The sequence below is a fragment of the Mucilaginibacter sp. genome, from assembly GCF_036383575.1.
Classification (GTDB): domain Bacteria; phylum Bacteroidota; class Bacteroidia; order Sphingobacteriales; family Sphingobacteriaceae; genus Mucilaginibacter.
This window is the reverse complement of sequence record NZ_DASVOB010000524.1, coordinates 1-13,027: the sequence shown is the minus strand read 5'-3', so window position 1 is coordinate 13,027 and position 13,027 is coordinate 1. Positions and strand designations below refer to the sequence as shown.

Genomic DNA, 13,027 nt, shown 5'->3' with positions numbered 1-13,027 from the left:
TCAACCGGCGCGAGTATGCAGCGCTGGCTTGCAAGGCCGGGTACTCGTGACTTCTTGATCAAAGAGGATTATCAATCGTGTTTTGCTAAACGCAGGCTTATTTTGCCCCGAGGGGCAAAACAACGCATTTCAATCCGAAATTACGGTGGCGGGATTTTGTCAGTACTTATCACTATTCATTCCTGTTAATCGAAAAAAGCTTAAAAAACCATAAAAAACCGCTGAAATTAATAAGGTTTTTCGGGCCGACATGTGAAACGCTTTTTAATTACTCTATTAAGTTTTATTTGTTGATAATCAGATATTTAATGATGTTTCGCAATGCATTTTAGATGGTTGATTATCAGCTTGTTTCATAAAAAAGGTGTTTCGCTGTTTCACTCTCAAAAAATGGAACATTACGGTTTTTCACAAAAATAACCGTCGGCGGTTTTTCGCTTTTTTATGGGGAATCAAAAAATTGGGACACCTCTTTTGTTACAATCAGGTGCCCCGGCGGTGTTATCCATCTACCGTAAATTGTCCATTGTAACCAAGCTTTTACCTCTGTTTTCGTGGGCTTATACTTTATTTTTGCGATAATCGTTTTAGCATTGAAAAAAAGCCAATATATTTAGCCCAACCTAAAAAAATGTTCGCTTAATTTGTAATTAAAACGTTTTATCAAAACATAGCACTTAAACAGTTTTACATTATTTAAGTCACATACCTTGTACAAAGCAAAACAATGAAACCAACAGGAGCCGCCTTAACCAACCAAAGCTATTTAAATGGCGGTTCCGCTACTATAAAAAACAATTATAACTTTATGAAAAAGATCATGCTTGGCCTGATGGCCATCCCTGCCTTTTGCCTGTCGGTATCGGCACAAACCAAACTGTTCGACGGCAAAACCACCACAGGCTGGCACACCTATCTTAAAAAAGATGTTGTAGGCTGGAAGGTTGTTGACGGCGCCTTACAACTCGACCCGAAAGCAGCAGAAGGCCATGGCGACTTAGTTACCGATGGCGAATATGAAAACTACGAGCTTACTTTAGAGTGGAACATCACTAAAGAAGGTAACAGCGGTATTATTTTTGGTGTGCATGAAGACCCTCAATTTGGCGCAACCTACTTAACAGGTATGGAGATGCAGGTACTTGATAATAAAGATGCTGAAGACAACAAAAAAGCCAACCACCTTGCAGGCTCATTATATGATATGATCGCGCCGTCAAAAGATGTATGCAAACCGGCCGGCGAATGGAACAAAGTGAAACTGCGTAAAAAAGATGGTCAGATCACTTTTTGGCTTAACGGTACCCAAATTGTAGATGTAAAAATTGGCAGCGATGAATGGAACAAGGTATTGGCTGATAGCAAGTTTAAAAACTGGAAAGGCTTTGCAGCTTACCCTAAAGGCCACATTGCTTTGCAGGATCACGGTCACCTGGTTAGCTATCGTAACATCAAGTTGAAAGAGCTTTAATATTTTTCATGAACAGGGTACGGATATAGTGCCCTGTTCATATCTTTACCATAACTTAAATTGTGTTTTAACATGCGCTGGCATGTATAATTTCCTCTCCATATAAGAAAGAAGGATACTTTGATATAATATGAGCGATCTGCAAATTAAAAAATCATCAGCCACCTATGATGTGGTGATTGTTGGTTCGGGTGCCGGCGGGGGTATGGCCGGTTACGTTTTGGCCAACGCCGGTATAAAAGTTTTAATGCTTGAAGCCGGTGCTTACTTTGACCCTGCTAAAGATTCACAACAATTAAAATGGCCGTGGGAATCTCCTCGCCGTGGTGCTGGTACAACCCGCCCTTTCGGCGATTTTGATGCTGCCTTTGGCGGCTGGGAAATTGATGGAGAACCTTACACCACAAAAGATAAAACCGAGTTTTTCTGGTTCCGCTCGCGGATGCTGGGCGGCCGGACCAATCACTGGGGCCGGATTTCCTTAAGGATGGGCCCGCGTGATTTCCAGGCCAAAGATGGCCTTACCGACGACTGGCCAATCACCTATGATGACGTAAAACCATACTATGATAAGGTTGACCGTATGATAGGTGTTTACGGTACCAAAGAAGGTTTAGAGAACGAGCCGGATGGCATCTTCCTGCCTCCGCCAAAACCAAGGCTTAATGAGCTGTACATAGTAAAGGGTGCTCAAAAAGCCGGTGTTAAAATTATTCCGGGCCGCGGTTCGGTATTAACAGAAGCTTTACCGGGTAATAAAGACCGTGGCGCTTGTTTCTTCTGCGGACAGTGCGGCCGCAGCTGTAAAGTTTATGGCGATTTCTCGGCATCATCATGTTTGGTGATCCCTGCCATAAAAACAGGTAACCTAAAAGTGATCACTAATGCCATGGTACGCGAGGTAATTACTAATGCCGAGGGCTTAGCCGTTGGTGTATCATACGTTAATAAAGAGGATTTACAGGAGTACCAGGTTAACGCAAAAACGGTTATCCTTGGTGCAAGCGCGGGCGAATCTGCCAGGATCCTGCTCAACTCAAAATCCGCTCAGCATCCGGGCGGTTTGGCTAATAGCAGCGGTGTAGTTGGTCGTTATTTGCATGACTCAACCGGTTCAAGTGCGGGGGGCTTCCTTCCGGAATTGATGGACCGTAAGCGTTACAATGAAGACGGCGTTGGTAGCGTGCATATCTACTCGCCATGGTGGCTGGATAATAAAAAACTTGATTTCCCTCGTGGTTACCACATTGAGTACGGTGGCGGTTTACATATGCCATCATATGGTTTCAGCGGCGGTATCCAGAATATGAACGGTGTAGTACCTGGTCGCGATGGTAAAATGAAAGAGGCTGGTGGTTATGGCGCATCATTAAAAGATGACTACCGTCGTTTTTATGGTACCCAGTTTGGTATGGCCGGTCGTGGTACTGCCATTGCCCGCTATGACAACTATTGCGAAATTGATCCTAACGTAGTTGATAAATACGGGATCCCTGTATTGCGTTTCCACTATAAGTGGGCCCCTGATGAAATTAAGCAGGCTAAGCACATGCAGGAAACCTTCCAGGAGATCATGCACAATATGGGCGGCGCTATATATGGCGGTCCGCAAGGTCCTGAAACCAATTATGGTTTAGAGGCTCCGGGTAAGATCATTCATGAGGTTGGTACTATCCGCATGGGTAATGATCCTAAAAAATCGGCCTTAAATAAATGGTGTCAGGCGCATGATTGTAAAAACCTGTTTGTGGTTGACGCCGCTCCATTTGTGCAGCAAGGCGATAAAAATGCAACATGGACTATCCTTGCATTATCAATGCGTACCGCAGAATACATCATTCAGGAAAGAAAAAAATTAAACGTTTAACAAGCTAACATAACAATTTTATGAACAGACGTGACTCCCTTAAAGCCCTTGGCTTAGGAACACTTTCGGCAGGATTATTACTGGAGGCCTGTAAAACCGATACTAAAAAAGGCGCAGAAGAAGCAGTTGCCCCGGCAGCAGGCGACGAAACCGGTCGCCAGCCGTTTGAGGTTGAGCGTGATAAAAAGCTTCATGCCGATAAATTTTTTACCACCGCCGAATTGGCTACTATCACCGTACTGGCCGATATCATTATCCCTAAGGATGAAAAATCGGGCAGTGCATCTGACGCCAAGGTTCCTGATTTCATTGAGTTTATTGTAAAAGATATGCCAGATCATCAAACCCCGATGCGCGGTGGTTTGCGCTGGTTAGATTTACAGTGTCTTAACCGCTTTGGTAAACCATTTACCGATTGCACAAAAGATCAGCAGATCCAACTAATTGATCTGATCGCTTACCCTAACAAAGCCAAACCAGAAATGGCCCAGGGGGTAGCCTTCTTCAACCGCATGCGCGATCTTACCGCATCTGGCTTTTTCACCAGCGAAATTGGTGTAAAAGATATCGGCTATGCAGGTAATCAGCCCGGCAAGTGGACAGGTGTACCTGATGATATCCTGAAGCATTACGGAATGGAGAATGTGAAGGCTTCGGCTTCGATGTAAATTAATTTATGTCATTGCGAGGAGGAACGACGAAGCAATCTCGTAGCTATGCAGGGCGGCCATGCTTCCGTGCGGTTGCCACGCTGCGCTCGCAATGACATGGAGTTATTCTTGCGCTCGTTTGTAACGAGTGCTTAACTTGGGTTTGCGTTTATAACGCAACGGGCGATACAATCGCCAAACCACATTAAGCGCTCGTTGCAAACGAGCGCAAGTTTTAAATAAGCTTTACTTTAGCTCCCATGCCCCTACCCCAAACGCAGGCAAATTAACCGCCAGCTTCTCTCCTTTTATCACTGGTTTTGCATCGCCAATAATATTAACCGGGTTTCCATCAGCCTCAATGTTGGCCCCTGTTTCTTTGTCCGATAGATTTATAGCCACCAGTATCGTTTGCCCGGCATCCCTTCGTAAAAAGGTAAATATGTGGTCATTATCATTGCTGATAGTTTTATAACTGCCGTCAACAAAAGCCGGGTTTGCCTTGCGGATAGCGATCATCTGTTTGTAGTAATGCCATAACGAATTTGGATCCTGTTTTTCTTCTTCCAGCGAGATGCCATCATTAGGTTTATCATTATTGAACTGATCTTTCCAGGGGCCGGTTTGTTTATACCATAGGGCCATACCTTTCCCGGTATCGCTTTTATACCATTCAAAAGCCTCTCTGTTGGGAATTTCGTTGGCATCGGTAGCGCCGAAATTTGCCGAAGTGCCAGTCATGCCCAGTTCCTGGCCGTAGTAAATGGAAGGAATGCCGCCCATCAGCAGGTTAAAAGCACAGCCCACTTTCAATTTTGCTAAATCTCCTTTTACAGCGGAACCAAACCGGGGTACATCATGATTCTCAATAAAAACCACCTGCTGCTTACCGGGCGGCAGCATAGCCAGCGTGGAATCGGCATTGGCTAAAAGCAGTTTTTTGTCAAACGAGCGGATAGCAAAACAAAGCCGCAACCCAAATACCCGGTCAACGCCGCCATGTTCCAGGTATTCGGTACCAAGGCTAAACCAGTTGGCTTGTTCGGCAACGATATTTATTTTAGGGTTAATAGCCCGGAGTTTGGTTAATAATGGGTTCCAGAAAGTATCGAATAAGTGCGGGAGCCGACCTTTGTTATCCAGGTCATCCATCATATGATCAAGCCGGAAACCATCCACCCCATCGTCAAATTTACCATCGCCGTTAGGATCGACCCAGTAGCTGAATAATTTAAGGTTATAAGCCTTTGATGCCTCGCTGTTGAGGTTCGCGGTAGTTATTTTGCGCGTTACGCTGTCGTATCCTTTTAGCCCGGTAAGGTTATATACTATGGTCGATGGCTTTTTGTTATCCTTATCGTCCCATAAAATATAATCGCTGTACAGGGATTTTGGATTGCCGAAAGCTTCTTTCCACCAGCGGGAATCCTCAGTCACATATTGGGTTTCCATATCCATATAAAATTTCATTCCCCGGCGGTGCAGCTCTTTGATCAGTTTAAGATAGTCGGCAAGGGTACCATACTTAGGGTCGATCTTTTCAAAATCGATGGCGAAATAATTATGGTAAAAAGCAGATTCATAAAGTGGGGTAAGCAATATGGAGGTCACCCCCAGTTCCTGCAAATAATCAAGTTTTTGGCGGATCCCATTCAGGTCGCCATGATAATCGCCATTGCTGTCATAAAAGCTTCGCTGAAATATGTGGTAGATAATTTCGTTGTTGGGCGGAGCGCCGGGCTGGGCATTAACCCCGGAACAAATTAATCCAAACGATAAACAGGCCAGGATAAAGAGTTTATTTGGTTTCATAGAGGTTATAACTGGAGCGTTAAAGTAACGTAAAGTGTTGATAGTTAACAATAACTACAGGTGTGAAAAAATGGCTTATTTTATCCTTTGGCGCTTTAAACAAATTGGCTGTGGCCACGAATAACCCTGTCTGGGATAAGATAAGCCATTTTTTGGACAATTTGCTAAAGTTTTAAAAGGGGGTGTTGGCCTATTTTTGTTGTATAAGTTAAGCGTATTTTAGTACGGCTAAATAAATTAAGCTATATACAGCTATTATATGCAAATCCGTTTTAACGGCCTATGAAAAGTACTCAATATAAACCTCAATTATGGCTATAACGTGTAAGGCCGCTGTTGCTAATGGCAAGGGCGGCTTTTCTGTACAGGATATCGTAGTGAACGAACCGAAAGATGATGAAGTGCTGGTTAAGATAAAGGCAGCCGGTCTTTGCCATACCGATCATGACTCGCTAAACTGGGGGAAACAACTCATTATAGGGCATGAAGGTGCCGGCATTGTGGTTTCGGTTGGGAAAAATGTTAGCAGTGTATTACCCGGCGATAAGGTGATCTTGAACTGGGCCATGCATTGCGGCAAATGCTTTCAGTGCCTTGAGGGTAACCAGCATTTGTGTGAAGTAGCCTCGCCGGTTGCAGCCGGCGGCAATGGCTACACTCCCGGCCACGCCGATCTTGAGGGTACGACACTTAACGGCGAATCTATTTTAAGGTCTTTCAATATTGGCACTATTGCCGAATATACGCTGGTAAAAGAGTCGGCAGTGGTAAAAAACACTTCGGAAACCATGTCGTTCCCGGCGGCAAGTATTATCAGTTGCGGCGTGATGACTGGTTACGGGTCGGTTGTGAACGCGGCTAAATTAAAAGCGGGCTCATCGGCAGTGGTGCTGGGTACCGGCGGCGTAGGCCTTAATGTGATACAGGGAGCAAAGGTTGCCGGAGCCGGAAAGATCATCGCTATAGACATTAACCCCACGCGACTTGAAATGGCTGTCAAGTTTGGTGCAACCCACACTATTTTAGCCGCCAAAGATGACACCGGCTTGCTTAAAGCAGCCGAAGAAGTGAAGACGCTTACGAACGGCCGCGGCGCCGATTATGCTTTTGAGTGTACCGCGATACCTGAGTTAGGTGCAGCGCCGTTGGCAATGGTGCGCAACGCCGGTACCGCTGTGCAGGTAAGCGGTATTGAACAGGATATCACCATTGATATGCGCCTTTTTGAGTGGGATAAAATTTACATCAACCCGCTTTATGGCAAATGCCGCCCGCAAACTGATTTCCCCGATATAGTACAGCACTATGCCAACGGGCACTTATTACTTGAAGAAATGATTACACGTACATATTCTATAAACGAACTTGATAACGCTTTTGACGACATGCTGAAAGGCAGAAACGCTAAAGGTGTTATCGTGTTCGACTAAAAAAGCCCATGCCATTTAAGACAACAGAAATTTCCAATCCGCAATATGAAAGTAATCAGCTACGGTTTATAACTGTAAAAACCCCCAATTTAAAAGGCAGGGGGGATATTTGCATATACGTTCCGCCGGGGGCCAATAAAGGCGAGGTTTTGCCCATTATAATATTGCTGCACGGCGTATATGGCAGCGCTTGGAGCTGGGCCATGAGCGCAGGGGTGCATTTAAAAACCAATGAGCTTATTCAAAAAGGCGAATTGCCACGAATGATACTGGCCATGCCGTCTGACGGGCTTTGGGGCGATGGCTCAGGCTATTTGCCGCATAGCGGCTTTAACTTTGAACAATGGATAGCCGAGGATGTGCCAACAGCAGTAATGGAAAATATTCCCGGTGCAAAACAAGATTCGCCGCTGTTTATCGCAGGCCTTTCTATGGGGGGCTTCGGCGCTTTAAGGATCGGTGCAAAATACGGACATAGGTTTAAGGCTATTGCAGGGCTATCTTCGATAACAAGCCTGCCGCAGATAAAGCTTTTTGCCGGCGAGCCCCTGAAGACCTATGCTCAGGATATCGTGGCCGATGAAGATGTATTCGCAACATTTAAAAAATACAGGGACCAGTTACCCCCGGTTCGTTTTGATTGCGGTAGCAATGACCTGCTCATTAATTATAACCGCGACCTGCATAAAAAGCTGGAAAAGGAGAAGATCCCGCATATTTATGAAGAAAACCCGGGCGGGCACGAGTGGTTGTACTGGGGAAAGCATATTTTATCAACCCTTAAGTTTTTTGCCAGTAAGCTGTAGCTAAGGCCGTTAATATAAACTAACCGTTGGGTTATAATGTGCGAATATCATTATTTTGTCAGTTTTGATTAGTCGAACATACCATTATCACTATTAGCAACGTTTATCTACTTTGTAGGTTAACGCCTGCAAATAGTGATAAGGTTTAGGTTTAAAGCCCCCAAGCAGCGAGTGCAAGGGGGCTTTTATTGTTTAAGGCCGGTTTCACTGCAACAAATGTTGATCTTTCCCCTATTTTCGTTTTTTATTTGATTTAATAGATGAGCGATCTGAAGAAAGAATTACATCAGCTATGTGTTAACCATGTGCGTAAAATTATGGAAGCCACAGAGCTTGCCATAGCCGATGCGCAAAAAGCATCAACCGATGATACTAAAAGCAGTGCGGGCGATAAGTATGAAACCGGGCGTGAAATGGCGCAGCAGGAAACCAACCGCAATATGGCCCAGCTAAATGAAGCCAACAAACTGCTGGTGGCCTTAAACCGGATAGGCACTACTGGAATTTCAGCACATGCCGAGCCTGGCAGCGTGATAGTTACCAATAATGGCAGCTTTTACCTGGCTATCAGTGCCGGCAGTTTAATACTCAATAATAAAACATATTTCGCAGTGTCGCCGGCATCGCCCGTGGGCAGCATGCTTACCGGTAAAAAAGCCGGGAGTGAGTTTACGCTGAATGGGAAATTATATAAAATAGAGTCGGTAGTTTAGGTGTTTGCGATAGATTTATGTTTGAAAAATAATTTTTTGTTACGTTAATATTAAAAAAATAAGGGTTAATCATTCTTTATATATTTATTTTATGAAAACACTATATTTTAAAAACAAAACGGATTGCCCTTTGTACTAACGTGTTGGCTTTTCTCATTTATTTCGTCAAAACCACGAAAAAAATAATTTTTTTTAAAATAAAAGCACTCATTCACATAAACATGCTGTAATCATCAAATATCTATTACTATATTTGATGTTAACAAAACGTGGGTAATTAACAAAGCACGCCCATTAAAAACTAAATATTAATGAACATATTCGTAGGAAGTCTTCCTTTTACTTTAGGGGAAGCCGATTTAAAACAGCTTTTCGAAGCTTATGGTGAGGTTAATTCCGTAAAAATTATTATTGACAGGGAATCAGGAAGAAGTAAAGGGTTCGGATTCATTGAGATGGCAGATGATGAGGCAGCTCAACAGGCTATAAGCAATCTAAACGGTTCTGAAGTTAAAGGAAGATCAATTGCAGTAAGCCAGGCAGAAGAGAAAAAACCAGGTGGTGATCGCAGAAGCAGTGGCGGTGGCTACGGCGGTGGTAACCGTGGTGGCGGTGGTTATGGTGGTGGCGGTAACCGCGGCGGCGGTGGCGGCGGCTATTCAAGAGACAACCGTGGCGGCGGCGGCAAAAGCTGGTAAAAATATAATCTAAATTAAAATACCGGATCAAAGTACCCGGTATTTTAATTTAGGTATTGCATCTGTAAATCTACCTTTCCGGAAAACTTTTTATTTAAGGATATTTTGCCTTACGCAAATTTCTATGTCCTGAAATTTCCTGAAAGATAGATTTTTATTATTGCATTTTTTGTGGCAGCCTTACCTCAAAGGTGGTGCCCGTACCTGGTTTTGAATAAATATTGATCGACCCTTTAAGGGATTCGATCAGGTGTTTTACCAACGCCAGCCCGAAACCGAAACCAGCCTCGCCGGTTGTTCCGTTTGAGGAAGTAGAATTTCCTTTCAGTATTTTTTCGATGCCTTTTTCATCGATGCCAACTCCATTGTCTTTTACCTGGATTTGCAGGATACTGATGTAGTCATTTACTTCCAGGCTTAGGTCAACCTCAACAAAACCACCCCGGGGTGTAAACTTTATTGCATTTGAGATCAGGTTGCCGGTTATTTGTAACAGCTTATTTCGGGCAAAAGGGATCTGTTCTGATTCGGACGAGGTTTTTACCGTAAGCAAAATGCTTTTGTTGCGGGCCTGCGGGATAAATAATCTCTCAATTTTATCTTTAAATACCAGTAGGTTAAATTCGGCCCCGTTAGATATGGGTTTGTGATCCTTTTTATTGGCGCTCAGGATCTCATCTGCAAGCTCAAGGATAGACCGACCGCTTTTATGGATCAGGTTTATAAATTCAAGCACCTCTTCTATCTGATTGTCTTCTCCCTGTTCACTGATGAGTTGGGCGAGACCTATAATACCGCTTAATGGCCCGCGGATATCGTGCGCTACCTTCTTTTGTGTTTCGTTGGCTTCTGAAAGCTTATTTTTTAGTTTGCCAATTACTTTCAGGTCTTTTAACCGGTTCACTATTTCATCGGCAATGATCTTTAAAAGTTCAACCTTTTCGGGCGTAAGCTCCTTAACGTTTTTATCAAGTACGCACAGAGCGCCGATATGATGATCATCGCTTACTTTGAGTGGTATGCCATAATAATATCTGAGTTTAGGTTCGTCGGTAACATAAAACTTATCTTTAAAACGCTCGTCATTTCGCAGGTCTTCCACCTCAAAGTACTCGCCATTTACAATAGTATACTGGCAAACCGACTCTTCGCGGGGCATTTGCTCAATTTCCAGTCCGTGGCCACTGATACTCCATTGGGTATAAGAGTCAATAAGGTTTACCAGCGAGATCTCGGTGCCGGTAACTTTGGCTGCCAGCTTGGCCAGGTCCTTAAAACTGTCTTTGTGTTCGATATAATCAAGGTCAAATTCCGACAGGCTCAGGAGCCTTTCCATTTCGTTATCAGGAATTGGTGGGACAGGCATATTAAATATATATTAGTAATTATTATATACGTGTTATTACTCGATAAGGTTCTACGGGTAATAGCAGATATGCATTAAATTTTAAGTAATTGTATGTTACATTATCATAAATTTATGCCGGTTAATCACTTTGGCCTGACAACTGAAACCCTGTCGCCGGCGTATTGTTTTAAAATGCAAATCAGCTTTTAATTAACGTAAAACTTTCACCCATGAAAAAACTACTCTTATTAACATTATTTATTGGCTTAGCTACCCTGACTTTTGCGCAACGCAAAGTAGTTTGCTGTAGCAACCCATCGGCAACACAACAGTTTGCCATGCTGGCTTCTAACCCGCAATTTAAAATGTCGCACAAAAATCCTTTGCCTATTCGCTTTCAAAGCAGTATTGGAGAGGCTATCACTTACAAAACATCCGACGGAAAGCAGGCTTCGGCATTTTTTATGAAGGCTAAAAAGCCTACCAATAATTATTTATTGGTGATACATGAATGGTGGGGCCTTAATGATTATGTAAAAAAGGAATCGGAAAAGCTATATAACGATCTTGGTAATGTTAATATCATCGACCTTGACTTGTATGACGGCAAAGTAGCAACTACCCGGGAAGATGCAGGCAAATTTATGCAGGCCGTAAATGATGACAGGGCGCGTGCTATTGTAAACGGGGCCATTGCGTATGCCGGGGCTAATGCGCACATCGCCACTATTGGCTGGTGCTTTGGCGGTGGCTGGAGCCTGCAAACCAGTTTACTTGCCGGTAAAAAAGCGGTAGCTTGTGTAATGTACTACGGTATGCCCGAGCAGGATGTTAATAAGCTAAAAACCTTAAACGCCGATGTGCTGGGGAACTTTGCCAATAAAGACCAGTGGATCAACCCAAAGGTGGTGGCCAAATTTGATGCTGATATGAAAGCTGCGGGGAAGAAAGTTTACCTGCACCAGTATGATGCAGACCATGGTTTTGCAAACCCAAGCAATCCTATTTATAACAGCGATGCTACCAAAGATGCGTATGCAAATACCTTAGTGTTTTTAAAAGCACGATTGAAGTAAACAAAACTAACCGTGTAGTGTTGTATGGGGCAAGCTTTGGCATGCCCCATTTTTTTGTAACATTGCATAAAATTTATCTACTTGACACGTTCTGCAAAAAAGGTTGTTTCGTATCTTCTTAAGGCCGGTATATTAATTGTTGCAGGGTGGTTTATTTACCGGCAGTTCAATAAAAAGAATAACGACCTAAAGCAGTTTGAGCATTTCGCATCGCAAATAAGTACTACGCATGTTGTTATTGTGATGGGGCTGGTTGTTTTATTGATGTTTTTGAACTGGTTCCTGGAAGCGCTTAAATGGCGCTATGTAACCAAAACATTGATCAATATTAGTTTGTGGGAAGCCGTTGAGGCTGTTTTTTGCGGGCTTACCTGGGCTGTAACCACACCTAACCGGCTGGGTGAATATGGAGGGCGCGTTATGTTTTTACCTCCCCGCAAACGTGTTCCTGGTATTTTTGCCATGGGGGTAGGTTCATTTAGCCAGGGTTCGGTTACCAATGTTTTGGGGGTGATAGCCATGATATGGTTTGTTGCCAATTACATCCATACCAATTTGGCCCTGGCATGGAGCGTGACGGCTGTTTGCGCAATCATCGTAGCTATGCAGCTGGTATTTTATTTTAATATAAACTGGGCTGTCACTTTGCTTGACAGGGTTCCCTTCATCAAAAAATATCACCGCTTTTTTGAGGTAATGGGGCGGTACCATACTCATGAACTTATCAAGATCATGGGCTTTAGTATAGCCCGTTACCTTACCTTCTCGTTGCAGTATTTCCTGGTGTTCCAGATGTTGGTACCGGGTATGAATATCGGGGCTATGATGATGATGCTGACGTTATTTTTCCTGGTATCATCTGCTATCCCATCGCTTGATCTTTTTGATATCGGCGTACGTGGTTTTACCGCTTCGCACTTGTTTGTGTACGTAACAGATCAAAATATTGCCGTAATAGCCGGCGTATCGTCAATATGGCTTATTAATTTATTTATTCCTGCTATTTTAGGATCGTTGTTCGTTTTAAAACTCAAATTCTTTGACCGCGCTGATTAGTATTATTTCGTTATTTTCCATAGGGCTTTATGCGCTGTTGCTCATTTATCTGCGGATTGGCTGGGCAAAGGTAACGATGCCCCCCGTTGTTGCCGATTCG

At 43.6% G+C, this 13,027-nt stretch carries 12 protein-coding genes; 10 read left to right on the top strand and 2 right to left on the bottom strand.

Annotated elements, in window-relative coordinates:
* The 4 genes from VF500_RS18535 to VF500_RS18520 all read left to right on the top strand — a co-directional run.
* Positions 1 to 189: hypothetical protein (locus VF500_RS18535; RefSeq protein ID WP_330861103.1), on the top strand; the 189-nt coding region annotated here is incomplete at its 5' end.
* 538 nt (positions 190 to 727) lie between these two features.
* Entirely contained in the window at positions 728 to 1,471 is a 744-nt protein-coding gene (locus tag VF500_RS18530) for a DUF1080 domain-containing protein (RefSeq protein WP_330861102.1), read from the top strand.
* Between the two features lie 130 nt (positions 1,472 to 1,601).
* Complete coding sequence (locus VF500_RS18525) at positions 1,602 to 3,338, top strand: GMC family oxidoreductase (protein WP_330861101.1); 1,737 nt, start codon at positions 1,602 to 1,604, stop codon at positions 3,336 to 3,338.
* 20 nt (positions 3,339 to 3,358) lie between these two features.
* On the top strand, positions 3,359 to 4,006 hold the full coding sequence (locus VF500_RS18520) for a gluconate 2-dehydrogenase subunit 3 family protein (protein ID WP_330861100.1): 648 nt from the start codon (positions 3,359 to 3,361) through the stop codon (positions 4,004 to 4,006).
* Positions 4,007 to 4,234: 228 nt separating this feature from the next.
* Here VF500_RS18520 and VF500_RS18515 read toward each other — a convergent pair whose 3' ends face one another.
* Positions 4,235 to 5,800 (bottom strand): alpha-amylase family glycosyl hydrolase, encoded by a 1,566-nt coding sequence (locus VF500_RS18515; protein WP_330861099.1) that lies wholly within the window; start codon positions 5,798 to 5,800, stop codon positions 4,235 to 4,237.
* 311 nt (positions 5,801 to 6,111) lie between these two features.
* Here VF500_RS18515 and VF500_RS18510 point away from each other — a divergent pair, with 311 nt between their 5' ends.
* The 4 genes from VF500_RS18510 (at position 6,112) to VF500_RS18495 (ending at position 9,447) form a co-directional block, all read left to right on the top strand.
* Positions 6,112 to 7,230: a Zn-dependent alcohol dehydrogenase gene (locus VF500_RS18510; RefSeq protein WP_330861098.1), complete on the top strand. Its 1,119-nt coding sequence runs from the start codon at positions 6,112 to 6,114 to the stop codon at positions 7,228 to 7,230.
* Between the two features lie 8 nt (positions 7,231 to 7,238).
* The gene (locus VF500_RS18505; protein ID WP_330861097.1) at positions 7,239 to 8,036 is read left to right on the top strand and encodes an alpha/beta hydrolase; all 798 of its coding nucleotides are present in this window, start codon (positions 7,239 to 7,241) and stop codon (positions 8,034 to 8,036) included.
* A gap of 260 nt (positions 8,037 to 8,296) precedes the next feature.
* Positions 8,297 to 8,749, top strand: coding sequence for a 3-oxoacyl-ACP synthase (locus tag VF500_RS18500; protein WP_330861096.1), 453 nt, complete (start codon positions 8,297 to 8,299; stop codon positions 8,747 to 8,749).
* Between the two features lie 311 nt (positions 8,750 to 9,060).
* On the top strand, positions 9,061 to 9,447 hold the full coding sequence (locus VF500_RS18495; protein ID WP_330861095.1) for an RNA-binding protein: 387 nt from the start codon (positions 9,061 to 9,063) through the stop codon (positions 9,445 to 9,447).
* A 157-nt stretch (positions 9,448 to 9,604) separates the two neighbouring features.
* On the opposite strand, the gene VF500_RS18490 is transcribed toward VF500_RS18495, so the two are convergent.
* Positions 9,605 to 10,813, bottom strand: a complete 1,209-nt coding sequence (locus tag VF500_RS18490; protein ID WP_330861094.1) for a GAF domain-containing sensor histidine kinase — start codon at positions 10,811 to 10,813, stop codon at positions 9,605 to 9,607.
* A 212-nt stretch (positions 10,814 to 11,025) separates the two neighbouring features.
* On the opposite strand from VF500_RS18490, the gene VF500_RS18485 reads away from it, so the two are divergent.
* Both VF500_RS18485 and VF500_RS18480 read left to right on the top strand, forming a co-directional pair.
* The gene (locus tag VF500_RS18485) at positions 11,026 to 11,871 is read left to right on the top strand and encodes a dienelactone hydrolase family protein (protein WP_330861092.1); all 846 of its coding nucleotides are present in this window, start codon (positions 11,026 to 11,028) and stop codon (positions 11,869 to 11,871) included.
* 81 nt (positions 11,872 to 11,952) lie between these two features.
* A complete protein-coding gene (locus VF500_RS18480) occupies positions 11,953 to 12,927 on the top strand; it encodes a hypothetical protein (protein ID WP_330861091.1) in 975 nt (324 codons plus the stop codon).
* Positions 12,928 to 13,027: the final 100 nt, after the last annotated feature.

Coding starts and splice junctions, on each gene's coding strand:
- VF500_RS18530 (WP_330861102.1), top strand. CDS start 728: ATGAAACCAACAGGAGCCGCCTTAACCAACCAAAGCTATTTAAATGGC.
- VF500_RS18525 (WP_330861101.1), top strand. CDS start 1,602: ATGAGCGATCTGCAAATTAAAAAATCATCAGCCACCTATGATGTGGTG.
- VF500_RS18520 (WP_330861100.1), top strand. CDS start 3,359: ATGAACAGACGTGACTCCCTTAAAGCCCTTGGCTTAGGAACACTTTCG.
- VF500_RS18515 (WP_330861099.1), bottom strand. CDS start 5,800: ATGAAACCAAATAAACTCTTTATCCTGGCCTGTTTATCGTTTGGATTA.
- VF500_RS18510 (WP_330861098.1), top strand. CDS start 6,112: ATGGCTATAACGTGTAAGGCCGCTGTTGCTAATGGCAAGGGCGGCTTT.
- VF500_RS18505 (WP_330861097.1), top strand. CDS start 7,239: ATGCCATTTAAGACAACAGAAATTTCCAATCCGCAATATGAAAGTAAT.
- VF500_RS18500 (WP_330861096.1), top strand. CDS start 8,297: ATGAGCGATCTGAAGAAAGAATTACATCAGCTATGTGTTAACCATGTG.
- VF500_RS18495 (WP_330861095.1), top strand. CDS start 9,061: ATGAACATATTCGTAGGAAGTCTTCCTTTTACTTTAGGGGAAGCCGAT.
- VF500_RS18490 (WP_330861094.1), bottom strand. CDS start 10,813: ATGCCTGTCCCACCAATTCCTGATAACGAAATGGAAAGGCTCCTGAGC.
- VF500_RS18485 (WP_330861092.1), top strand. CDS start 11,026: ATGAAAAAACTACTCTTATTAACATTATTTATTGGCTTAGCTACCCTG.